The organism is Streptomyces sp. SM11 (assembly GCF_002910905.1).
GTDB lineage: Bacteria > Actinomycetota > Actinomycetes > Streptomycetales > Streptomycetaceae > Streptomyces.
Map to the genome: position 1 here is coordinate 44,995 of NZ_NEUE01000108.1, position 22,513 is coordinate 67,507.

At 68.2% G+C, this 22,513-nt stretch carries 19 protein-coding genes and 2 pseudogenes; 12 read left to right on the forward strand and 9 right to left on the reverse strand.

Translation table 11 applies throughout. The features are described from left to right. Nucleotides 1–21: 21 nt before the first annotated feature. Both B9S58_RS07835 and B9S58_RS07840 read right to left on the reverse strand, forming a co-directional pair. On the reverse strand, nt 22–1,377 hold the full coding sequence (locus B9S58_RS07835; protein WP_103531387.1) for an MFS transporter: 1,356 nt from the start codon (nt 1,375–1,377) through the stop codon (nt 22–24). A 239-nt stretch (nt 1,378–1,616) separates the two neighbouring features. Beyond that, nucleotides 1,617–2,735, reverse strand: a complete 1,119-nt coding sequence (locus tag B9S58_RS07840; protein ID WP_181009226.1) for a LacI family DNA-binding transcriptional regulator — start codon at nt 2,733–2,735, stop codon at nt 1,617–1,619. A gap of 129 nt (nt 2,736–2,864) precedes the next feature. Between B9S58_RS07840 and B9S58_RS07845 the strand changes: the two genes are divergently transcribed. From B9S58_RS07845 to B9S58_RS37875, 11 genes are all read left to right on the forward strand, one after another. Next, nucleotides 2,865–4,154, forward strand: coding sequence for an ABC transporter substrate-binding protein (locus B9S58_RS07845; RefSeq protein WP_103531389.1), 1,290 nt, complete (start codon nt 2,865–2,867; stop codon nt 4,152–4,154). Between the two features lie 50 nt (nt 4,155–4,204). Next, nucleotides 4,205–5,146, forward strand: a complete 942-nt coding sequence (locus tag B9S58_RS07850; RefSeq protein ID WP_258044219.1) for a carbohydrate ABC transporter permease — start codon at nt 4,205–4,207, stop codon at nt 5,144–5,146. Continuing rightward, a complete protein-coding gene (locus B9S58_RS07855) occupies nt 5,136–6,062 on the forward strand; it encodes a carbohydrate ABC transporter permease (RefSeq protein WP_258044220.1) in 927 nt (308 codons plus the stop codon). Before B9S58_RS07850 ends, B9S58_RS07855 begins: the two co-directional genes overlap by 11 nt. A gap of 40 nt (nt 6,063–6,102) precedes the next feature. Further along, complete coding sequence (locus B9S58_RS07860; protein ID WP_103531391.1) at nt 6,103–6,870, forward strand: SDR family NAD(P)-dependent oxidoreductase; 768 nt, start codon at nt 6,103–6,105, stop codon at nt 6,868–6,870. After that, nucleotides 6,858–8,615: a heparinase II/III family protein gene (locus B9S58_RS07865; RefSeq protein WP_103531392.1), complete on the forward strand. Its 1,758-nt coding sequence runs from the start codon at nt 6,858–6,860 to the stop codon at nt 8,613–8,615. Before B9S58_RS07860 ends, B9S58_RS07865 begins: the two co-directional genes overlap by 13 nt. A gap of 8 nt (nt 8,616–8,623) precedes the next feature. Then, nucleotides 8,624–10,651: a heparinase II/III family protein gene (locus B9S58_RS07870; protein ID WP_103531393.1), complete on the forward strand. Its 2,028-nt coding sequence runs from the start codon at nt 8,624–8,626 to the stop codon at nt 10,649–10,651. Nucleotides 10,652–10,675: 24 nt separating this feature from the next. Continuing rightward, nucleotides 10,676–11,263: a hypothetical protein gene (locus tag B9S58_RS07875; protein ID WP_103531394.1), complete on the forward strand. Its 588-nt coding sequence runs from the start codon at nt 10,676–10,678 to the stop codon at nt 11,261–11,263. Then, a complete protein-coding gene (locus B9S58_RS07880; protein ID WP_103531395.1) occupies nt 11,260–12,333 on the forward strand; it encodes a DUF1565 domain-containing protein in 1,074 nt (357 codons plus the stop codon). Before B9S58_RS07875 ends, B9S58_RS07880 begins: the two co-directional genes overlap by 4 nt. A 50-nt stretch (nt 12,334–12,383) precedes the next feature. After that, nucleotides 12,384–13,163, forward strand: a complete 780-nt coding sequence (locus tag B9S58_RS07885) for a polysaccharide lyase family 7 protein (protein WP_103531396.1) — start codon at nt 12,384–12,386, stop codon at nt 13,161–13,163. A gap of 323 nt (nt 13,164–13,486) precedes the next feature. Further along, nucleotides 13,487–14,968: a polysaccharide lyase 6 family protein gene (locus B9S58_RS07890; protein WP_103531397.1), complete on the forward strand. Its 1,482-nt coding sequence runs from the start codon at nt 13,487–13,489 to the stop codon at nt 14,966–14,968. A 37-nt stretch (nt 14,969–15,005) separates the two neighbouring features. Further along, the gene (locus B9S58_RS37875; protein WP_181009227.1) at nt 15,006–15,146 is read left to right on the forward strand and encodes a hypothetical protein; all 141 of its coding nucleotides are present in this window, start codon (nt 15,006–15,008) and stop codon (nt 15,144–15,146) included. Nucleotides 15,147–15,153: 7 nt separating this feature from the next. Here B9S58_RS37875 and B9S58_RS38815 read toward each other — a convergent pair. Beyond that, nucleotides 15,154–15,310, reverse strand: a pseudogene (locus B9S58_RS38815) (phosphotyrosine protein phosphatase); the annotation flags it as partial. A 16-nt stretch (nt 15,311–15,326) separates the two neighbouring features. On the opposite strand from B9S58_RS38815, the pseudogene B9S58_RS07900 reads away from it, so the two are divergent. Then, nucleotides 15,327–15,542 (forward strand): annotated as a pseudogene (locus B9S58_RS07900) (flavoprotein); the annotation flags it as partial. A 93-nt stretch (nt 15,543–15,635) separates the two neighbouring features. On the opposite strand, the gene B9S58_RS07905 reads toward B9S58_RS07900, so the two are convergent. From B9S58_RS07905 to B9S58_RS07930, 6 genes are all read right to left on the reverse strand, one after another. Then, on the reverse strand, nt 15,636–15,860 hold the full coding sequence (locus tag B9S58_RS07905) for a hypothetical protein (protein WP_181009228.1): 225 nt from the start codon (nt 15,858–15,860) through the stop codon (nt 15,636–15,638). Between the two features lie 462 nt (nt 15,861–16,322). Then, the gene (locus B9S58_RS07910) at nt 16,323–17,849 is read right to left on the reverse strand and encodes a cell wall metabolism sensor histidine kinase WalK (RefSeq protein WP_258044221.1); all 1,527 of its coding nucleotides are present in this window, start codon (nt 17,847–17,849) and stop codon (nt 16,323–16,325) included. Then, nucleotides 17,846–18,583, reverse strand: coding sequence for a response regulator transcription factor (locus B9S58_RS07915; RefSeq protein WP_103531398.1), 738 nt, complete (start codon nt 18,581–18,583; stop codon nt 17,846–17,848). The genes B9S58_RS07910 and B9S58_RS07915 overlap by 4 nt, the downstream gene beginning before the upstream one ends. 135 nt (nt 18,584–18,718) lie before the next feature. Then, nucleotides 18,719–19,384 carry an ABC transporter ATP-binding protein gene (locus B9S58_RS07920; RefSeq protein WP_103531399.1) on the reverse strand — a complete coding sequence of 222 codons (666 nt, stop codon included), beginning with the start codon at nt 19,382–19,384 and terminating at the stop codon, nt 18,719–18,721. 34 nt (nt 19,385–19,418) lie between these two features. Further along, entirely contained in the window at nt 19,419–20,870 is a 1,452-nt protein-coding gene (locus tag B9S58_RS07925) for an ABC transporter permease (RefSeq protein WP_103531400.1), read from the reverse strand. Between the two features lie 215 nt (nt 20,871–21,085). After that, on the reverse strand, nt 21,086–22,276 hold the full coding sequence (locus B9S58_RS07930; protein WP_103531401.1) for an IS110 family transposase: 1,191 nt from the start codon (nt 22,274–22,276) through the stop codon (nt 21,086–21,088). Between the last annotated feature and the right edge of the window lie 237 nt (nt 22,277–22,513).

A 22,513-nucleotide genomic window follows, 5' to 3' on the forward strand; every position in this document is an offset into this window, starting at 1 on the left:
TCCCGTGCGTAGATGCTCCGGTCATGCAGGGTCTTCTCTCTCCGCCCTTGGCTCCCGGCGCACGATCCGAACCCGTAGGCGATGCTTGCTCCACCCGACTGCCACTCTACGGCCGCCGACCCTGGCCAGGACGAGCCCTGTTGTCGTGGCGGTGCAGGCGGCCACGGCGCCGGCCGTCACAAGGCCGACGCGAGGTCCGTACGTGTCGGAAATCCACCCGACGACCGGAGCGCCGACGGGCGCACCCCCCAGTAGGACCATCATGTACAGGGCTGTCACACGGCCCCGCATCGTGGAGTCCGTCGACGTCTGGATGGTGGTGTTGGTGCTGACGTTGACGACCATGGCGAGCAGCCCCATGGGCAGCATCAGCAGGGCGAAGCTCCAGAGGGACGGCGTCAGGGCGGCCGCGATCTCCACGATGCCGAAGGCCAGCGCGGCCAGGAAGGGCAGTCTCAGCCCTGCCGTTCCCATCCTGGCGGCGAGCAGCGCACCGGCCAGGGAGCCGGCCGCCACCAGAGTGTTGAGGAGGCTGTAGGTACCGGCACCGGCATGGAAGGCGTCGTCGGCGAAGGCGGAGAGGTGGACAGGGAAGTTCAGGGCGAAGGTACCGACGAACCCGACCAGAACAATGGTCCACACCAGCTCCGGGCGGTCGGCGACGTAGCGAAGGCCCTCGCGTAGTTGTCCCCTGCCACGCGGGGCGCGCTCGACGGTACGCAGTTCAGCCGTGCGCATCAGCAGCATGCAGGTCAGGGGAGCGGCAAAGGAGAGACCGTTGAGCAGGAACGCCCATCCGGTGCCGATGCCCGTGATCAGCAGCCCCGCTACGGCGGGACCGATGAGGCGGGCGGACTGGAAGTTCGCCGAATTGAGGCCGACGGCGTTCCGTAGCTGATCCGGGCCGACCAGCTCGGAGAGGAAGGACTGGCGGGCAGGGTTGTCGAGAACGGTCGCGAGGCCACCCGCGAACGCGGCGGCGTACACGTGCCATACCTGGACGTTGTCTGTCAGCGTGAAGGCAGCCAGGGCGAGAGCGGCGAGTGCCATGACTGTCTGGGTCAGCGCGAGCACGGGGCGCTTGCGCAGGCGGTCGACGAGGACGCCGCCGTACAGTCCGAAGAGGAGCAGGGGCAGGAACTGCAGCGCGGTGGTGATGCCGACGGCGGTCGAGGAGCCGGTGAGACTGAGTACGAGCCAGTCCTGGGCGATGCGCTGTGTCCAGGTGCCGTTGTTGGAGACGACCTGGCCGAGGAAGAACAATCGGTAGTTTCTGACCTTCAGTGAGGAGAACAGGGATCCTCCGGAGCGTGGGGCTTCGGTGGAGTCACCGGGGTCGGCTGCGGAAGAGGATTCGACTCCTCGTCCCGTACTCAACTGGATCGCCTCCAGGGCTCGGCAGTGGTGCCAGGCATGTCGAGAGCACCGGCTCCCGGGACCGGCTCTGCTTGTGGATGTCGTGTCGGCCTCCGGCCGGTCCGTGCGCTGCGGCCAGTGGACCGGCCGCTGCCGCTGAGGAGAGCGCTGTTCGCTTCCAGCGTCCGTAGCCCCAGGTGGCCGCCCGCTCGCGCCCGGCGGCCGGTTTCCCCGGGGCTCCGGGTATCAGCGGTGCTCGTTCAAAGTCCTCCGTCCTGGTGCACGGGAGCCTTCACGGTGGGGGCAGTCGGCGTCGCGGTCGAGTCACGGACAATGAGCCGGGGCCGATGGAGCACGGAGTGCCCTGCCGAGTCACCGGAGTTCTCCATGCCCTGCCTCAACCTGGTGAACGCGGTGATGGCCATCTCCTCCACCGGCTGCCGTACGGTGGTGAGCCCGGGCATCGCCATGCTCGCGAGCATGATGTCGTCGTAACCCACAACCGAGATGTCACGGCCCACGGTCAGGCCGGCCTCCCTCACGCCCGCGATGACCCCGAGGGCGCACATGTCGTTGATGGCGACGATGGCGGTCGGGGGGTTTGCGGCCGTGAGGAGCTCGCGCGCTGCTGAACGTCCCAGCTCAGCGGTGTCCCGGTCGTCGAAGTCCAGGGTGTCCGCTCCCGACCACACGATCCCGGCCTCCGGGGGCAGGCCAGCGGCCTCGATGGCCTGCCGGAACCCGCTGTAGCGTTCGGCCCGGTTGATGCTGCCGATCGATCCTGATACGAAGGCCAGCCTGCGGTGTCCGAGCCCCAGCAGATGTTCTGTGGCCAGGCGCATTCCGAGCACGTTGTCCGTCCCGATGTTCACCACGCTGTGCGGGTCGCCGGGTTGGGCGGTGCGGTCGAAGGCCACCAGCCTGAGCCCCGCCTCGACAGTCGGCTTCACGTGGTCGAGTGACGGGAGCGAGGAGCACAGGACCACGCCACCGATGCCGTCGCCCCAGAGTTCCTCGATGTAGTGGCGCTCACGATCGCGGTCACGCTCACTGTTGCAGAGGAGCATGTAGAAGCCTTCCGCCAGGGCGGCGGCTTCGAGGTGACGTGCGAACGTGCCCCAGAACGGGTTGGCGACCGACGGCACGATGAGCCCGAGCATCTGGATCCGCCCGGTACGCAGCTGCTGGGCGGCCCGGTTGGGGCGGTAGCCCAGACGTCGGATCGCCGACTCGACCCGTGCCCTGGTCTCCGGGAGCATCTTGCCGGTGCGGCCGTTGAGCAAATTGGACACCGTGCTGGGTGAGACTCCCGCCTCCTGCGCCACCTGGTAAATCGTTGTTCCGGCCACAGTTTGCCCCCGCTCTCCTTGAAAACCCATTGTTTCCACGATGTTGACATCAAGTATGGGTGTTCCTAGTCTCATGCATCGATGCACCAGTAAATCGGTGCACCGCAGTCAACGCAAGTCTCACCCACCCAGTGCATGCTCTGTTGTCGGGAGTCAGTTATGCGTTCACATCCCTCTTCCCTGTCCAGACGAAGCCTGCTGGGTCTGGGCGCCGCGACGGTCGCCGGAGCTGCACTGACCGCGTGCGGCGGGGCTGCCCCCGGCAAGTCGGGCGGTGGCAGTGCGTCGCTCCGCCTGCTCACGCCGATCTTCGACCGCGCGGACGGGCAGAAGCTCCTCACGTCCCTGCTCGCCGACTTCAAGAAGGGCAACCCCGGCGTCAGCATCCAGGTCGATTTCACCGAGTACGGGAAGCTCAACGAGAAGCTGACCACCTCGATCGTGGGCGGCCAGCCCTACGACGTCATGCTCATGGGTGTCGGCTGGATACCACCCTTCGCGGAGAAGGGGGTTCTGGCCGACCTGGAGACGACGGAGGATGAACTGGCTCGGCTGTACAACCCCCGCGTGACCCAGTCCGGTGTATACGACGGCAAGGTCTACGCCCGGCCCATCCTGCTCGACACCAGGATGGGCATCTACCGCAAGGACATCTTCGCCGAGGCGGGCATCGATGCCCCGCCCAAGGACCTCACTGAACTGAAAGAGATCGCGGAGGAGTTGACGGTCCGCAAGTCCGGCAAGCTGACGCGGGCCGGCGTCGACATCCTCAGCAACGACCTCCGCCAGACCTACCTTCCTGTGATGTGGGCCCACGGTGCCGACCTGTTCGACGGCGGCAAACCGGTCCTCGACTCCGACGAAGCGGTGGACGCCCTCCAGTGGATGGTGGACATCATCCGTACGGACAAGATCGAGGACTACGGGTTCACCCAGAAGGGGGCCGTCGTCGCTCCCCTCGTGCAGGGGCGGTCGGCCATGATGATCGGCCACAACGACATGTGGCGCCAGATCTCCGAGAGCGCGCCCGAGCTGATCGCCGAGGACAAGGTCGCCGGGTTCATGCTGAACCAGCAGCGTCCCGCGCTCTTCCAGGGCGGCACGCTGGCCACCATGTCGGCGAAAACAAGCCACCCCGAGCAGGCCAAGAAGCTGGTGGAGTTCCTGTCCGGCGAGAAGGTGTCGCCCCGGGCGGCCGAGCAACGGGGGAACATCCCGGCTGTCCTCAGCGCGGCCGACTCCTCGTACGTGAAGAGCAACAAGCTCGTCTCCTTCGCCGTGGACAACCTCGACCACGCCTTCTCCGAGGGCGGGGTGCCGACCTGGCTCGAGATTCGTGAGGAGTTCAAGCCGGCGCTGGAGAGCGCGCTGCTCGGCAAGGCCACTCCCGCCGAGGCCCTCCACGGACTTGCCGAAAAGGCCGAGGCGATCATCGCCAAGGGGGCGTGATGCCGACGTCCACCCGCCCGGCTGCAGACACGAGCAGGGAAGGGCCGCCAGTGCATCGTTCTACCAAGCGCTCGGGGTCCTCGCCCTGGAGCGGTCGCCCGCCGCGTACGAAGAAGTTCGGCCATGACCGGCGCAGGGCGGCCGTGCTTCTGCTTACGCCCTCGGTCATCCACCTCGTCTGGTGGATCGGCATTCCCGTGGTCGCGACCTTTGCCCTGGCCTTCACCGACTACGACATACTTGCCGGCACGGTCACGTTCAACGGCCTGGACAACTTCCAGGAGATCTTCAACGACGAGACGTGGAACGCCTCCATCTGGCACACGGTGGTTTTCACCTTCTTCACCGTGCCCGTCGCCATGGCTATCGCGGTGGTCCTGGCCATCCTGCTCAGCGTGAAGATGCGGGCAGCCGCCTGGTATCGCACCGCCGTCTTCATGCCCCATGTCACCGCGACGGTGGCCATCGCGCTCGTGTGGATGTGGATGTTCGAACCACGGCTCGGTGTGGTCAACACCATGCTCGGCTGGGTGGGCATCGACGGGCCGGCCTGGCTCGCCGACCCGGACTGGGCGCTCACCGCGGTGATCGTCGTCAGTATCTGGAAGGGCATCGGCATCAAGATGCTCATCTACTTGGCCGCTCTGCAGGCGATGCCGGAGGACGTGTACGAAGCGGCCCGGATCGACGGGGCCTCGCAGGTCCGGCAGTTCTTCTCCATCACGCTACCCCTGCTGAAACCGGCGACGTTCTTCGTCCTGGTGGTGTCGATCATCGACTCCTTCCAGGCGTTCGACCAGCTGTACGTGCTGACACCGGATGGTGGGCCCGGCAACTCGACCACGGTCATGACCTACGAGATCTACCGAACGGCGTTCAAGGAGTTCAACATGGGCGCGGCCTGCGCCCAGAGCGTGGTGCTCTTCGCGTTCCTGCTGGTGCTGATGCTGATCAGCCGGCGTCTCACCGGAAAGGAAGACGATGTCCGCTGAGAAGCTCCTTCGGAGGGACATGGCTCGCGGAACTCGGCTCGCGGATCGCCCCTTGCTGGCCCGCCGGTTGCGGAGGACGGCACTGCACCTGGTGCTCGTCACGGTATCGCTCGCGATGGTCGTCCCCTTCCTGTGGATGGTCATCACCTCGCTGAAGACGGATCCCGACCTCGCTTCCTATCCCCCCAACCTGCTGCCGCAGGTATGGGACTGGAGCAATTACTCCGAAGCGCTCGAATATGCCCCCTTCGGCACGTACTTCAAGAACAGCCTGCTCATTTCGCTCGGACACACGGCGCTCAACCTCGCTCTGGCGTCCATGGCGGGGTACGCCCTGGCCCGCGTGCCGTTCCGAGGCAGGACCGTGGTGTTCATGGGGGTGCTGGCCACCATGATGATTCCGACGTATACGAAGATCGTTCCGCAATACCTGATAGCCAAGGGCATTCCGTTCTTCGGCGGGAACGACTATCTGGGGCGGGGCGGGCACGGCTGGCTCGACTCCTGGTGGGGTCTGATCGTTCCTGGGGCGCTGACGCCGTTCGCCATCTTTCTCTTCCGCCAGTTCTACCTCTCCCTGCCGCGTGAGCTGGAGGAGGCCGCCCGCATCGATGGCATGGGTGAGTTCGGAATCTACGCACGGGTGATGACGCCACTGGTCAAGCCGGCTATCGCCACCGTCGGACTGCTCACCTTCGAGAGCAGCTGGAACAACTTCCTCTGGCCGTTGATCATTACCAGCGACACCGATCTGCGCGTCATCCAGGTGGGTCTGTCCGCCTTCCAGCAGGCCGACCAGAACGCCTGGGCGTATCTGATGGCGGGCACGACGCTGGCCACCGTTCCGATGGTGGTGCTGTTCCTCTTCACCCAGCGCTACTTCGTCCAGGGATTTGCCAACTCAGGCATCAAATAGCCCCTCTTCCTACTTTTCGACATAACCATGGAGAATTCTCATGCCTTTTGATCTCACAGGTCGCCGAGCGCTCGTCACCGGCGCAGGCCACGGCATCGGCGCATCGGTCGCGCTCGGGCTGGCAAGGGCGGGCGCGGACGTGATCGTTCATCATGGACACTCCGCCGATGCCGCTGAGAGGGTGGTGGCCGAGATCATCGCGATGGGGCGCAAGTCCGCCTGTCTCGCCGCTGATGTCACCGACCCCGGCGAGGTCACACGACTGGTCGACGAGAGTGTCGCCGTTCTGGGCGGACTCGACATCGTCGTGGCCAATGCGGGACACCTGGTAGGCCGGGTTCCGGTCGCAGAGATGAGCGAAGGGCACTTCCGCAGCGTGGTCGATGTCAATCTCTTCTCCGTCTTCCGCACGTGCCGGGCGGCGCTGCCGTATGTGAAGGAGGCGGGCCCCTCGGGCCGCTTCATCCTGATGGCCTCCCAGGCGGCCCACGACGGTGGCGGCCCCGGAGCTGCCGCCTATGCCGCGGCCAAGGCCGGAGTGATCGGCTTTGCCAAGGGGCTGGCCAAGGAGGTCGGAGGCACCGGCGTCACCGTCAACGCGCTCGCCCCCGGGTACATCGGCGGGACCACCTTCCACAACACGTTCACCTCCTCCGACGCTCAGCAAGGCATTGTCGAGAAACTTCCCATCGGCCGTGGTGGCACCGTGGAGGACGTCGCGGGTGCGGCCGTCTACCTCGCCTCGCACGAGGCCGGCTACATCACCGCAGCGACGCTCGACATCGGTGGTGGCGTATGGCCGCGCTGACCATCACACGCGAGAGGGGCGGCTGGTGGCACGCCTACGTGTGCCCGGCCCATGGTGTCGAGCTCGACCACGGCGATCTGCTCGGTGATCCCTTCCCGAGAACCGGAGCCGCATGCCGGTACGGCTGTCGGGTGGACAGCGAGGCGGTGCGCGGTGCGCGGACCGTGCTGGCCCATCAAGCCGCCGCCCAGCGCCTGCGGCATCTCGCCTGCGGCGGGTCTGCCGAGCGCTCCGAGGCCCTGCGGCTGCTTCTGGAGTACGCGGAGCTGTACGCCGGTCTTCCCAGCACCCACCCGGGGGCAGCCGGATGGATGCTGCACGGCAGGCTTTTCCACCAAGCCCTCACCGAAGCCATCTGGGCGGTGGCCGTCTCCCATGCAGTGCGCACGCTCGCCGAGCACCGGGGGATGCGCGCCGAACTCGGTGCCCTGCTGCCCTTCCTCCGGTCGCTCGGGGACTGCGCCGGCGAGGCACGCGCGGAGTTGCGGCACAAGGGGGAGAGCCGTTCCAACTACACGGCATGGCTCGCCGCCGCGGAGACCTGCTGCCGGTCGGCCGCACTCGCCGTCGAGGGTGTCGAACCCGACACCGTGAAACTGGCAAGCCACTACGGCCTGTTCAAGCACATGCGCACGGCGGTGCACGAGGACGGTTGGGAGTGGGAGGGCAGTACCTACTACCACCTCTTCGTCCTGCACGCCTATCTGCTCGCCCTGCGGGGCAGCAGTCCCGAACAGCTGCCGCGCGACATCGCCGGAGTGCTGGGCGCGATGATCACGGCTCTGGCCGGCATCGCGACTCCCGCCGGTACTCTTCCGGCCCTGCACGACGGCCCGTACCGGCGCGAAGCGCAGTCCGCCGAGATACGCGAAGTAGCGACACTGGCAGATCAGTTGTTCGCCGGCGCCCCGCTGTCCGCGGTGGCGGGCGCTGCGGACAAAGACACCGAAACCGAGCTACCCGCGGACCTCGCGGGATGGTTCACCGGTCCTTCGCTGCCCGCCCCAACCGTCCGGCGGTCCTTCCCGGACGCGGGATACGCGGTGTTCCGTACGGCCGGAGTCCACGCGCTGCTGGACTCCGGACCGCACGGTGGAGGGCACGGGCATCTGGACAAACTGGCCCTCTACCTCTACGCCGACGACGGCACCGCCTGGCAACCGGATCCGGGCCAGGTCCCCTACGCCCACCGGAGCTATCGGACGTACTACGCCGGCACGAAGGCCCACCCGACGTTCTGTGTCGACGACTCGGAGCAGGCCCCCTGTGATGCCGTTCTCGACGGCGACACCGGGAGATGCACCGGGGCCTACGAAGGCGTGGCCGCCAGTCGGCGGGTCGTCACGGACTCCCGGTACCTCCTCGACATCCTCGTCCTTGAAGCCGACACCGAGCGCCGGCTCACGGCCCAGCTGCGCCCGGGAACGGATCTTGAGGTCGCGGCCCAGGGTCCTGATCGTGCCCGCACCGTCTGGGGCGACGGCGGGAGCGCCGTTATGACCGGCCAGCATGTGTCGCGTACACCGGCCGACTTCACCGTCGTCGCACACCCCGGCCCCGCCGACGACCCGGCGCGTCCCTGCCGCGGCGTCGACTGGTCCACGACCGATCGAAGCGCGGTGTTCGTCTCCGTCTACCAGTCCGCCGAAGCGACGCCACCCATCCGCCGGGTGAGCCTGTCCGAACGAACCGTCCACATCGATCTGGCCGACGGAACCGTCGCCACCCACTCCATCGGAAGGTGAGTCCGCACATGTTGCTTCTCGAAGGGCGACTCGAACTGCTCCGAAGCGAGCTGAACGGCGCGCGCGCCGCCCAGTGGCGGCGGCTGTACGAACAGTGCGACTGGTACCGCAGGCAGTCGCCGCCCACCGAGCACCCCGAGGCGAGCATCACCTACTTCGGGCCCGCCGCCGCCAACCTCGCACTCGCCTACCGGCTCACCGGCCAGCGCGGATACCTGGAGGAGGCATGGCGCTGGATCTCGACCTGCGTCGCCTTCCCCCACTGGGGCCGAGCCCATATGCCGGACCACGACCTGGACGCGGGATGGCTGCTGCACGGTCTCTCGCTCGCCTACTCCTGGCTGGGCGAGGACCTGGAGCCGGAACGGCGGGAGATCCTGCGGGCCAAACTGGAACTCCAGGGAGAGCGGCTCCACTCCTACGCGGTGGAGACCACCGGCAGTTGGTGGTCGAGCGCCTACTGGCAGAACCACAACTGGATCTGCTGGACCGGAATCGCCACCGCGGGCTACGCACTGGGACGTTCCGAGTGGACCAAAGCGGCCCGGGCGAATCTGGAGACGGTCCTGGGGATGCTTCCCGAGGACGGTTCGGACTCCGAAGGGGTCGTCTACTGGCGGTACGGCGTGCCCTGGCTCGCCATCCACACCGACCTCGTGCAGCAGCAGGAGGGGGCCGATCTCTGGTCGACAGGCGGGTTCCTGCGCAACACCACGCACTGGCGCCTGCACCAGAGCGCGCCGGGCTTCGAGGAGAACATCGACCACGGCGACTGCCATGACCGGCGCAGCGGCCACAGCGTCGCCCTCTACTACCGCCTGGCCTCCGCCTACCAGGACGGTACGGCGCAGTGGCTGGGTGATCTGGTCGCGGAGCGTCACTTCTGGCGCGAGGCGTACGAGTCGGGCGTGCGCCCCGGCGTCATGCCCGAAGCCTTCCTCGAACTGCTCTGGTACGACCCGGAGGTGGTGCCCGTCGCCCCCGACCGGGAGCCCCTCACCACGTACTTCCCGGACCTCGGGCAGATCACGGCGCGCACGGGCTGGGACAGCGCCGCCACCTGCGTCAGCTTCAAGGCCGCGCCCGGCGGCGGCCACCGGGCCTGGGAGGAGGGACACCGGCTGAAGGCCGCCGGCGGCTGGGACGCCATGAGCGCGGGCCACCACCACCCCGACGCCGGAGCCTTCGTCCTGCACTCGCACGGCGCCTTCCTCGCCGTGGACGAGGGGTACAGCAACCAGAAGCGCGCCGGGCACCACAACCTGATCCTGGTCGACGGTCAGGGGTGGGCGGACGAGGGCCGCTACCACGTGTACGAAGGCATACCGCACGAGCGCCGGGCGAGCGTACGGGACGTGCTCGCGGAGGGCGGGTTCGCCCATGCCACGTCGGAGTCCGCGGCGATGTTCTCCGAACGGCTGGGAGTGCGAACCCTCGACCGTACGCTGGTGGTGACTCCGCGCGGGCGTGTCGTCATCCTCGACCAGCTCGAGGCCGACTCCCCACGCGAGTGGGCCTACCTGCTGCACACCGACTGGCCCACCACCCAGCTGGACCCGGACGGCTGGCGGCTGGAGTCGGGGCCCGCAAGCGCACGGCTCACCCGGCTCCTGCCCACGGACGCCGCGGCGGCTCAGGAGCGCACCGAGGTGGAGGCGAACCCCACCTCCAGCACCCCGAGCCTCAAGGTCAGCAAGACGATGCACACCCTGCGGCTCACCACCACCAGGAGCCGAACAGCCACGTTCCTGACCGTCCTCGACAGCACGGGGTCGCTCGACCCGCAGCCCGGCCCTGCCGTTCTCCTGCCCTCGGACCAGGGACACGCGGTGTCCGTCGGCGAGGGCGCCGAGAGTGAACTCGTCCTCCTCGCGCCGAGCACGGGGGTCATCGAGACGGAGCGCGTCCGCGCCGACGCGGCGGCGGTTCTCCTCTCCGGTACGCACATCGCAGCCGTACGGGCACGCAGCATCGAGTTCGACGGCAGCAACAGACTGCGGGCCGATCAGCCCTTCACGGGCCTTCTGAGCATCTGACCGACCGAGAACCGGGAGTACGCCATGAAGGGCTGGGAACGCGGTGCACTGCGGGCGATGGAATTCGTCGCGCAGCCGGCGCTGGCAGGCGCCGCGTTCTGCCTGCTGGCCCTGGGAGTCGTCACCTGGCTCCCGGCGCTGGCCGCCGCCGGAAGCGCGCTGCAGGACTGGCGTGGTGAAGGGGCCGGACGTCCCTTCACCGGAACGCTGCGTGCCTTCCCACGGCTCTGGGGCACCTTGTGGAGAGAGAGCCTCGTCGCCACCGCCGTGCTCGCCGTCCTCACCCTGAACTGCCTCTTCCTCCTGGACACGGGAAGCGCGACGGGCCTGGTGCTGCTTCCCGTCCAGGTGGGACTGATGGCCGTGTCGGCGGTGTACGCCCTGTCGCTGGCCGCCGTCTGCGCGGTCGGCGCCGACGCAGACCCGCGCCGCAGGGCGGCCGTCCTGGCCTTCGGTTCGCCACGGCGAACCGTCGCCCTGCTGCTCGTCCTCGTACTCGCCCCGCTCGCCGTGCTGCCGATCCCTCTGGGACCCCTGCTGCTCGGCCCTACCCTTCCCCTGCTCCTGACCCTCTCCCTGCTCACACCCACGGATACGAGGAGACCGGTATGAGACTCACCCGCTGCATCGCCGCTTCAGCCGCATTGGGTGCCCTACTGGCGGCGGCGCCCGCCGCATCCGCGGGCGTGCCCAGGAGCGTCCACGACTACTACGTCTCTCCGCACGGCAGCGACACGAACACCGGTACGCGCAACTCGCCCTTCGCCGGCATCCAGCGGGCGCTGGACGCGGCCGGGCGGGGATCAACGGTCCATCTGGCCCCTGGCCGCTACCTCCAGGACTTCGTCAGCCGGAGTCCCGGCGTCACCGTCACCGGCCCCGCGTCCGCCGTCGTCCAGGGCTCCGGTATCGGCCGCGCGATCGCCGAGATCCAGCACGACGACGTCCGCCTCACCGGCTTCACCGTCGACGGGCTCATCGACGACCCCACGCAGAAGTCCGGCTACCGCAAGAAGCTCATATATGTCATGAGCACGACAGCGGGTGACGGGGTGGGCGGTCTGCGCATCACCCGTATGAACCTCCGCAACGCGGGGGAGGAGTGCGTGCGGCTGCGCTACCTGATCACCGGTGCCGAGGTCGCCCACAACCGGATCACCGGCTGCGGGGTGTGGGACTTCCGCTTCGACGACGGCGGCAAGGTCGGCGAGGGCATCTATCTGGGGACGGCGCCCGAGCAGCAGGGCATGAACGGTGCGCCCGACGACCGGCCGGACGTCAGCCGTGACAACTGGATCCATCACAACCTGATCAACACGCAGGGCAACGAGTGCGTGGACATCAAGGAGAACTCCACCGCGAATCTCGTGGAACGCAACGACTGCACCGGTCAGAAGGATCCCAAGTCGGCCGGTCTCGACTCACGCGGCAGCGGCAACACCTTCCGGGGCAACCGCAGCCACGACAACGTCGGCGCCGGGGTCCGCGTCGGCGGAGACACCCCCACGGACGGCATCCGCAACCACATCTACGGCAATGCCCTCCTCTCCAACGCTGCGGGGGGCATCAAGTTCGAAGCCACTCCGCAGGGCCAGGTGTGCGGAAACGCCCTGGCAGGCAACACCGGCGGCGACGCGACAGGCACGTACGGGAACGAGTACGTCCCGTCGCGCCCCTGCTGACCGCACCACACACGGCACCCGACACAACCAACCGTAAGGAAACAGCTGACATGCGTCTCACTCGCAAGCGCACGCTCACCACGGCCGGCGTGGCCGCACTGTCCGCCCTGGCGGCACTGACCGCGCCCGTCGTCGCCTCCGGCACCGCGGCCGCGGCCGCTCCCTGCGACCACCCGGCCCAGAAGCTCAACCTCACCAACTGGAAGGAGACCCTGCCGACCGGGTCCTCCGGCTCGCCGACCGAGATCAAGCAGCCCGCACTCGCCACCTACTCCTCGAACCCCTGGTTCATGGTGAACGCCGCGTGCACGGGAGTGCAGTTCCGCTCCCCGGTCAACGGCGTGACCACCTCCGGCTCCAGCTACGCGCGCTCCGAACTGCGCGAGATGACGAGCAACGGCACGAAGAACGCCTCCTGGTCGGCTACCTCGGGCACCCACACCCTCACCTTCCGGGAAGCCTTCAACAAGCTCCCGAGCACCAAGCCGCACGTCGTCGGCGCGCAGATCCACGACGGCGACGACGACGTCACGGTCTTCCGCCTCGAAGGAACCAGTCTCTACATCACCAAGGGTGACACCACCCACCACAAGCTCGTGACCAGCAACTACAAGCTGAACACGGTCTTCGAGGGCAAGTTCGTCGTCAGCGGCGGCCAGATCAAGGTGTACTACAACGGCGTCCTCCAGACGACCATCGCGCACACGGCCTCCGGCAACTATTTCAAGGCTGGCGCGTACACCCAGGCCAACTGCGACAACTCCTCCCCGTGCAGCAGCTCCAACTACGGCCAGGTGAGCATCTACAAGCTGCAGGTCACCCACTCCTGACGCAAGGGAGTGCCGGGCCTCGGACTGGGAGGCCCGGCACCTCGCAGCACGGTACAACGAGCGGCGCGGATTTCCGCCCCGTATGCCACTGGCGTGCGGGGTGTGAGAGACACCGTGGCCCACGGTCTGCGCCGCGCATTCGCACATCACCGATACGGGTCATCGACTGCCATCTCTTGGTCACCCGGCCTCCGCCGGCCGGCGTGAGCACAGCCCTCACGCGCAAGCACCGCAGGCCGTCCCATCAGCACCGGGACGGCCTTCTTGTCCAGCGCTGGGTTGCTCGACATCGCATGCCCACCTCTACCGTGCGGAGAAGCGACATGAACAGACCAAAGCTCAGCACCTACGCCGCGATCACCGTCGCGGCCATCATGATCGCGGCCCTCACCACCGCAGCACCCGCTCTCGCCTCCACCGGCGACACGTCATCGCGAACCCCGAGCGTGAACTCGACCCCACAGGCCAACGCCACCATCGTCAACGTCTCGTCGTCGACGCAATTGACCACCGCGATGGCCAACGCCGTGGCCGGCCAGACGATCGTCCTCGCCAACGGCTCCTACTCGATCGGCAAGCTCAACGCCAAGAATGGCACCTCCAGCGCACCCATCACGATCATGGCCGCCCAACAGGGCAAGGCGATCATCACCGGAGGGCAGCTTGAGGTTCTCAGCTCGTCGTACGTGACGTTCTCCGGGCTGAAGTGGACGAACCGCAACACGTTGAAGATCAGCAGCTCGCACCACATCCGGTTGACTCGCAACCACTTCCGGCTCACCGAGTCGAGCTCGTTGAAGTGGATCATCATCCAGGGAGTCGGCAGCCACCACAACCGGATCGATCACAACCTGTTCGAGGAGAAGCACCAGCTCGGCAACTTCATCACCATCGACGGGTCTTCGACCCAGCAGTCGCAGTACGACCAGATCGACTACAACCACTTCCGCAACATCGGTCCGCGCGCCACCAATGAGATGGAGGCGATCCGGGTCGGCTGGAGTGCGATCTCCAAGTCGGACGGGTTCACCACGGTCGAGAACAACCTCTTCGAGAACTGCGACGGCGACCCAGAGATCGTCTCCGTGAAGAGCAACGCGAACACCGTCCGGTACAACACCTTCCGGACGTCACAGGGTTCGGTGTCCCTGCGCCACGGCAACCGCAGTCAGGTCCACGGCAACTTCTTCTTCGGGGGCGGCAAGACCGGTACCGGTGGCGTTCGGGTCTACGGCCAGGACCACAAGATCTACAACAACCACTTCGAAGGACTGACCGGCAGCGGCTACGACGCGGCGCTGCAACTTGACGGCGGAGACGTGGACACCTCGGGCGCACCCTCCTCGCACTGGCGAGTGTACCGGGCCACGGCAGTGCACAACACCTTCGTCAACAACGTCTCGAACATCGAGGTCGGCGCCAACTACAGTCTCGCCCCGGTCGACAGCCTGGTCGCCGACAACATCGTCGTCGGTTCTTCCGGCAAGCTCTTCAACGAGCTGAAGACGCCCAAGAACATGACGTACGCGGGCAACATCGGCTGGCCGACCAGTTCCGCCACCATCGGGATCACCACCGGCGTCCGGACCGTGAACCCGCTCCTGGCCAAGCAGGGTGAGGTGTACCGCCTCGGCACCGGCAGCCCCGCTGTGAACGCCTCGTCGGGTAACTACGGTTTCCTCACCGAGGACATGGACGGTCAGTCACGCAGTGGAACGGCCGATGTCGGAGCGGACGAACTGTCCACCGGCACCGTGGTCCACAAGCCGCTCAACTCCGCCGACGTCGGTATCAGCACCCCCTGACAGGGCCGGAACAGCACTGCCCGCCACACCACGAGGTGTGGCGGGCAGTCACCGATGCCGGCTGGAGGCGCTGCGGCTGTCCGTCGCGCTGGCGCTGATCGGCACCTTCGAGCGCAAGTTCGCCGTGACGACGTCGCGTATCGCGCTCATGCCGCTGGCTCCGGCGCGATCTCGTTGATCAGGCCCTAGACGATGACCTTGGTCTCGTCGCGGATCGGGCGTACCGAGGCGACGCCTTGGCCGGCCGGATCCTCCAACTCCCAGTCCGGGTGGCGCTTGCCGGGAAGACGGGCTAGGCGTGTCGCCGCAGCCCAGGGTGATGCAGACGTCCGACTCCTTGACCGGCCTGTCGGCCCTCGGCGAGAAGGCCGCGGCCGATCGCGTCGAACTCACTGTCCCCGAAACCGGGGTCTGCGGCCGGGCCGGACTCTTCGACGACCAGGCCGCCGCAGAGCCCGACGCCGTGGGCTGCTGCGCGACGCCGGAACCCGCCCTGGTTCAGCTCGGTGCCGGTGCGCTGGCCGCTGACGCAGCCGTGGACGAAGCACCGGCTGGCGGTTGCTGCGGAGCGTGACCGACCTCAACGCCCTGAGCTCGGGGCCGTGACGGGAACGGGGACCCGGTCACGGCCCCGCTGAGCGCTACGCAGATCACTGTCGCCACGCCGCTACTCCACCTTCGGCGCGTCAGGCGTGTGACGCGCGGTCGTGCGCACTTCGACGATCGGCAGCAGCGTGCGCAGCGCCGCGTTCTCCGCGGGGTCGAGTACGGCGTGCTGCCCGCAGGCGGGAACGAGGGTGCCGTCTTCGGGGTGGGCCATGGCGTAGTGGCAGACGGCCAGCCGTTCCTGCGTCTCGCGCAGCCGGGGCTCCTCGGCCTGTTCCCCGCTCAAGCACCGCAACCTGAACCCGCTCGGCCGCTACAGCTTCACCGCCTCGACCCCGGCGGCCGGCGCCCTGCGCCCGCTGCGCGACCCGGACGCACCCGAGCCGGACGAGGACGACGAGAGCGAGGAGTGAATGCGCTGCTCGACGACTACGCGGTCTGTCGGCCTCGGGCCGGACGCCTAGGGGTTTCGTTTGGATGATCGGGTGGACCAGAGGAAGGTGTCTGTCCTGTGGCGTCCTGCCAGGTAGATGGTCGTCGTCTTCTCGTAGCGGGTGGCGGTGCCGCGCCACTGCTTATGGCGGTTGCTGCGCCGGCTTCGGGCGCGCAGCCGCGCTGCTGAGCGGGGAGCGGGTGGCGAGCGAGCAGACCGTGGCCGCCGTGCGGAGGCCGCTGCGGGCCTGCTCGGCGGACCTTCAACTCGGGCAGGAGCGTTCTGCCGGTCGGCAGGACTGCTCGGGTCGCGCGATCAGCTCGCTGGAGGGAGTGGCAGGACGAGGCGGAAGGCGACGCCGCGGTCTTGGCCCGGGTCGAGTTCGAGTCGGCCGCTGTGACCTTGGGCGATGGCGGTGGCGATGGCCAGGCCCAGTCCGGAGCCGCCTCGTGCGCGGGTGCGTGCGGGGTCCGCCCGGTAGAAGCGCTCGAATGCGCGTGCCGCGTCGGCGGCCGCCAGTCCCAGTCCGTCGTCCTCGACCTCGATGACGGCGATTCGGGTGCCGGCCGGAAAGGGCGGCGCCATGCTGACGCGTCCGGGCGTGTCGATGCCACCGGTGCGGGCGCCGGCCCGGCCTGCCCCCACGCGGACGTGGATGCGGGTGCCGGGTGGGGTGTGGGTGTGGGCGTTCGACAGCAGGTTCTCGACGATCTGCCGGAGACGGTGGGGGTCTCCCACGACTTCCACCACGTCCAGTTCCCTCTCCCCCTCCTCTTCCCCGGCCTCGGTGTCGGTGCGCTCGCGCAGGGGGGACAGGCTCACGGGGTGTCCGGGTCGCTGCAGGGCTGCTGAGCTGACCGCGTCCGCTGCCAGGGATAGCAGGTCCACGTGTTCCTGCTGGTAGTCGGGGTGCCGGTCCAGTCGGGCGAGTAGTTGGAGGTCGTCGACGAGCAGGCTCATCCGTTCGGCGTTCTGCGCGATGTGCCGGTCGGCTTCCTGCCGCTCCTTCGTGGTGCGGCAGTCGGAGCGCAGCGCGAGCTGGGCGAATCCCTGGATGGCGGTCAGGGGGGTGCGCAGTTCGTGTCCGGCGTCGGCGACGAAGCGGCGCAGCCGCCCTTCGGAGGTCTCGCGCTCGTGCAGGGCCTGATGGAGTCGGTCGAGCATGGTGTTCAGTACCGTGCCGAGCCGTCCGATCTCGGTCCGCGGGTCGGTGTCGGGCAGCCGTAGGTCGAGTTCTCCGGCGGTGATGGCTTTGGCGGTGCGCTCCATCCGGGTCAGGGGCAAGAGGCTGAGTCGGACCACTTCACGGCCCAGCACCCACAGGGCTGCCACGGTGATGGCGAGGAGCAGGCCGTTGAGCCAGAGGATCTTGGACGTGGCTCCGTCCACCGTGTCGAGTGGCAGGGCGATGACGACGGCCAGGTCGCGTGGTCCGTCTCGGCGCAGGACGCGCCAGTTTCCGTCGCCGGTGTCGGCCGCCACTGAGGTCGGGCTGCCCTCCGTGGGCAGGAGGCGGTCGATGCTGTCGGGGAGCCGGGGGCCCGGCAGATCGTCCGTGCCGAGCTTCTGAGGGAGACGGTTGCCGTGGGCGTCGTAGAAGTAGACGCGGAAGTCCGAGGGCAGCGCCTCGGGTTCCGGTCTTTGTGGGCGGCGTGTGTCGAGGAAGGCGGAGGCGGGCATGGGCCGGAAGTCGGCGAGCCGCTGGTCGACGCCGTTGAGAAGCCAGGACCGCAGGACGAAGAAGCCGATCAGCTCGGAGGCCAGCACGGCCAGGGTGGCCAGCACGGTGACCCCGAGTATGAGACGCCGGCGCAGTGAGCGGGGCGCGCGCAGGCCGGTCAACGGTCCGCTGTCCCGTGGCCCGTGCGCGGCACCCGCAGGCTGTAGCCCACGCCGCGGACGGTGTGGATGAGCGGTGGGTCGAAGCGGTCGATCTTCTTCCGCAGGTACTTGATGTAGGTCTCGACCACCCGGGTGTCGCCCGCGAAGTCGTACTGCCACACATGGTCGAGGATCTGGGCCTTGCTCACGACCCGGCCAGGGTTGGCCAGGAGGTACGACAGCAGTTTGAACTCGGTCGGCGAGAGCTGTACGTACTGGCCGGCCCGGTGCACCTCGTGTGCCCTCTCGTCAAGCTCGAGGTCGGCGTAGCGTACGACGGTGTCCGGCAGCAGGGCGTCGGGGCCCAGGGTTCGCCGCAGGATGGCCTGAATACGCAAGAGCACTTCTTCGATGTTGAAGGGCTTGGTGACGTAGTCGTCGGCGCCCAGGCTCAGCCCTTTGATTCGGTCGTCCACACCGGTGCGGGCGGTGAGAAGTAGAACGGGCACAAGGTTGCCGGCCGCGCGCAGCCGGCGGGTCACCTCGTAGCCGTCGAGGTCGGGCAGCATGATGTCCAGCAGGATCAGGTCGGGCTGCAGGCGCGCGGCCTCGGCCAGCGCGGCGACTCCCGTGTCCGTGCTCCGCACGTGGTATCCGGTGAGACTCAGCGTCGATTCGAGCAGCGTGCGGATGCTCGGCTCGTCCTCGACGACGAGAAGCCGGTGCTGCCGCTTCTCATCGGTCCGCTCTGTCATATCGGCACTACGATCCCTTCTCTCACCAGGTCCCGGCACTCGCCGTCCCCGCCTGGAGGCTACCCCGCACCGGGTCCGGCGCGCCGTCAGCGTGCGGGACGCGCCAGGCCGGTGCGGGAGCACAGCGGGGTTGTGTCAGGCCGCCAGCTTGCCCTTGCGGAGCGTGACCGCTCGGGGGGCGTTGTTGGCCAGGTGGGAGTCGTGCGTGACCATGATGAAGGTGAGGCCGTCCTCCTTGCAGCGGGTCTGCAGGACGTCCATGATCTCGTCGCGGGTGGACTCGTCGAGGTTGCCTGTCGGCTCGTCCGCGAGCAGCACCTGCGGCTTCTTGACCAGGGCCCGGGCGATGGCCACCCGCTGCTGCTGGCCGCCGGACAGCTCGCTCGGCACGTGGCCCAGCCGCTCTCCCAGCCCCACCGAGGTGAGGGCCTCGGCGGCCAGATCGCGCCGCTCCTTCGCCTTGACGCCCAGCGGTACGAGGGCCGTTTCGACGTTCTCCTGGGCGGTGAGGGTCGGGATGAGGTTGAAGCTCTGGAAGACGAAGCCGATCTTCTCACTGCGCAGGCGGGTCAGACGGGCCTCGGGCAGTTTCGCCAGGTCGACACCGTCGAGCAGCACACTGCCGGAGGTCGGCCGGTCCAGGCCGCCGAGCATCTGCAGGAGGGTCGACTTGCCGCCGCCGGTGGGGCCCTTGATGACCAGATAGTCGCCTGCGGTGATGGTGAGGTCCACCCCGGCGAGCGCGTCGACGACGCCCTTGCCGCGGGTGTAGCGCCGGGTGACGCCGGTGAGTTCGTACATGGTGATTGCTCCTGCGGAGGGGGACGAGGACCGGTCAGGCGACGCGGGAGAGGGCGTCGGCGGGGCGGAGGCGGGAGGCACGCCACCCGCCGAAGGCCCCGGCGACGAGGCCGCCCGCGACAGCGAGGCCGACGGCCAGGACGATCACGGAGAGACTGACCGGTGCGGAGAGGACCACGTCCAGCGTCCGCGCGGCGGTCTCCCGTGCGGCCCCGCCAGGGCCACCGCCCATGCCGCCACCGCCCCCCGGGCCGCGCATGCCGCCGCCGGAAGCGCCCAGCTCCGCGGAGAGCGAGGGCCCGAAGGCGGTGACCGCCCACGCACCGGCCAGGCCCAGCCCGATGCCCATGGCGCCACCGACCAGGCCCGTCACGACGGCCTCACCGACGACCTGCCCGGTGACCCGGCGCGAGCGCCAGCCCAGCGCCTTGAGGGTGCCGAACTCCCTCACGCGCCGGGCGACGGCGGACGAGGTGAGCAGGCCGGCGACCAGGAACGCCGCGGCCAGGACCACCACGGACAGCCAGCGGCCGACCGTCTCGGCGAGACCGGACGCGGTGGACAAGGACCCGGAGACGGTTTTCGCCAGGTCCTCGGACGTGGTCACAGTGGCGTCCGGAACGGCCTTGAGCACCGCGGACTCCACCGCACCGAGTTGCTGCGTGTCGTTGGCCTGCACGTAGACGGTGGTGATCTTGTCCTGGGCATCGGCCAGGGCCTGCGCCTGGGCGAGCGGCAGGTAGACATTGGCGGCAGCGTCCCCGCTGGTCGCGGTGGCCACGCCCACGATCTCGAACTTCGTGTCGCTCACCGTCACCGTGTCACCGGTGGTGAGCTTCTTCTCCTGGGCGTAGGCGTTGTCCACCACGGCCACCTTCGCCGACGTCTCCGACGTCTCGAAGCCGCGCCCGTCGGTGATCTCCGAGGAGGACAGCGGCCCCATCGCCGGATGCGTGACGTCGGTGCCGTACACACTGAAGCTGTCGATGGAGAAGTCGGCGCCGCCGCCTGTCACCTCACCCTCCGAGCCGCCGCCCCGTCCAGCGCCCGGCCGCTGCTGGAACTGCCCGCGGCTGAACTCGCCGTCGACCTTCACCACATTGAGGCTGAGCCCGCCCACGGCGTCCGCCACACCGTCCGCCTTCGCCACGGACGAGATCGTGGCGGCGTCCAGAGTCTGCAAGCCCTGCACCATGACCCGGTCACTGCTCTGCCGCTCACCATCCTCCCCGTCGCCACCGGCGTCGAAGCGGAACCGCGGCCGCTCGCCGCCGGTCTTCGACGGCGGCTCCGGGGCCTTGGTGACGGTCATGTCGGTGCCGAGCCCGTAGAGGGATTCCAGGACCTGGTCCTGGGCCTTCCCCATACCGGACGAGACCGCGTTGACCACGATGACAAGAGCGATACCGAGAGCCAGCCCGGAAGCGACGACCAGCGCCGACTTTCTCCGGCGGCGCAGTTCACGGCGCAGGTAGGTGAAGAACATGCGCCGCACGCTAAGCGGGCGGCCTGGCAGCACCGTGAGCATTGTGTGAGAGAACACCGAGAGTCTCACCGCAACGTACACGGCACTGGCCCGTGATGGCGTCCTTCGGGTCATCGGGCGGACCAGAGGAAAATGCCCGCGATGTGGAGTCCGGCCAGGCATATGGTCGCGGTTCTCGTAACGGGCGCCAGAGCTGCCACCTCCTAATGAGGTTGTCAAGCCGCCACTGTGACCGGGAGTTCACGTTGGTAGCACCGTCCGTCACGAATCAGGGCGCGCAGGACGTTGACCCGTCGCCGGGCCAGGGCGAGGACGGCCTGGGTGTGTCGCTTGCCTTCGGCGCGCTTGCGTTCGTAGAAGCACCGGGACGCGTCGCAGTTGCGGATGCTGATCAGCGCGGAGGTGTAGAAGACGCGTTGCAGGCCGCGGTGGTAGCGCCTGGGGCGGTGGAGGTTTCCGCTGACGTTGCCGGAGTCGCGGGGCACGGGGGCCACTCCAGCGAGGCTGGCCAGACGATCGGCGGTGCCGTAGCGGCTCATGTCGCCGGCGGTGGCGGCCAGGAACTCGGCGCCCAGGAGTGGGCCGATTCCGGGCATGCTGGAGATCACCTCGGCGAGTTCGTGCTCGCGAAACCGGGCCGCAATGAGCTTGTCGATCTCGGTGATCTGCTCGTTGAGGCCCATCACCTCCTTCGCCAGGGTGTGGATCACCTGCGCGGTGATCTTCTCCCCGGGGACGGCGGTGTGCTGGCGCCCGGCCGCTTCGGAAGCGGCTGCGGCCAGGTCCGAGGCGCCGCGGACCTTGCGGTTGTGCAGCCAGGTCTCCAGCCGCTTGGCGCCGGTGCGGCGCAGGGCGGCCGGGGTCTGGTAGCCAGTCAGCAGGATCAGCGGGCCGACGTTGCCCAGATCGAGGGCCCGTTCCAACGCCGGGAGAATACTGTTGAGTTGACCGCGCAGTCGGTTGATCCGGCGGGTGCGGTCGGCGTTCAGGTCGGCTCGCCGGTTGGTGAGGATCCGCAGCTCGACGGCGTCCTCGTCGTCCGGCCGCAGCGCGGTCAGGTCGCGGCGCATTCGGGCCTGGTCGGCGATGACGGTGGCGTCCTTGGCGTCGGTCTTGCCCATGCCGCGGTAGCCGGCCGAGGCCCGGTTCACCGCGAGACCGGGGATGTAGAGCAGCTGCTGGCTGTGATTGAGCAGCACGCTGATCAGCAAGGCCGCCATGCCGTCGGCGACATCGACCGCCCACACGGCGTCCTCGTCGATCGCCAGCACATCGGCGAGCAGAGCCGGCAGTTCCGGCTCATCGTTCAGCACGCGGCGCGACAGCAGTCGCTTGCCTTCCGCGTCCAGGACCACGCAGTGGTGACGGGTCTTGCCTATGTCCACGCCTGCCCAGATCTGGGGCACGGGTTCCTCCGGTCCGTCGGTGATTGCTGTTCTCCCGAACGACCTCGCCAGCGTGGTCCTACTCAGCGATGCACCCGCAGGTGCTCGCAGCTCCTAATCAGCGGCCGAGTCGTCGTGAGACTCCGGGCGGCCAGGTGGCATGAACCATCAAGGGCAACCGCTTGAAAGCCATACCCGGAGTCTCTGGGCCTCTGGACCTTACGACTGGCCCGTCCAACCCACCAACAACGTAGGACC

Coding starts and splice junctions, on each gene's coding strand:
- B9S58_RS07840 (WP_181009226.1), bottom strand. CDS start 2,735: ATGGGTTTTCAAGGAGAGCGGGGGCAAACTGTGGCCGGAACAACGATT.
- B9S58_RS07845 (WP_103531389.1), top strand. CDS start 2,865: ATGCGTTCACATCCCTCTTCCCTGTCCAGACGAAGCCTGCTGGGTCTG.
- B9S58_RS07855 (WP_258044220.1), top strand. CDS start 5,136: ATGTCCGCTGAGAAGCTCCTTCGGAGGGACATGGCTCGCGGAACTCGG.
- B9S58_RS07860 (WP_103531391.1), top strand. CDS start 6,103: ATGCCTTTTGATCTCACAGGTCGCCGAGCGCTCGTCACCGGCGCAGGC.
- B9S58_RS07865 (WP_103531392.1), top strand. CDS start 6,858: ATGGCCGCGCTGACCATCACACGCGAGAGGGGCGGCTGGTGGCACGCC.
- B9S58_RS07870 (WP_103531393.1), top strand. CDS start 8,624: ATGTTGCTTCTCGAAGGGCGACTCGAACTGCTCCGAAGCGAGCTGAAC.
- B9S58_RS07875 (WP_103531394.1), top strand. CDS start 10,676: ATGAAGGGCTGGGAACGCGGTGCACTGCGGGCGATGGAATTCGTCGCG.
- B9S58_RS07880 (WP_103531395.1), top strand. CDS start 11,260: ATGAGACTCACCCGCTGCATCGCCGCTTCAGCCGCATTGGGTGCCCTA.
- B9S58_RS07885 (WP_103531396.1), top strand. CDS start 12,384: ATGCGTCTCACTCGCAAGCGCACGCTCACCACGGCCGGCGTGGCCGCA.
- B9S58_RS07890 (WP_103531397.1), top strand. CDS start 13,487: ATGAACAGACCAAAGCTCAGCACCTACGCCGCGATCACCGTCGCGGCC.
- B9S58_RS07915 (WP_103531398.1), bottom strand. CDS start 18,583: ATGACAGAGCGGACCGATGAGAAGCGGCAGCACCGGCTTCTCGTCGTC.
- B9S58_RS07920 (WP_103531399.1), bottom strand. CDS start 19,384: ATGTACGAACTCACCGGCGTCACCCGGCGCTACACCCGCGGCAAGGGC.
- B9S58_RS07925 (WP_103531400.1), bottom strand. CDS start 20,870: ATGTTCTTCACCTACCTGCGCCGTGAACTGCGCCGCCGGAGAAAGTCG.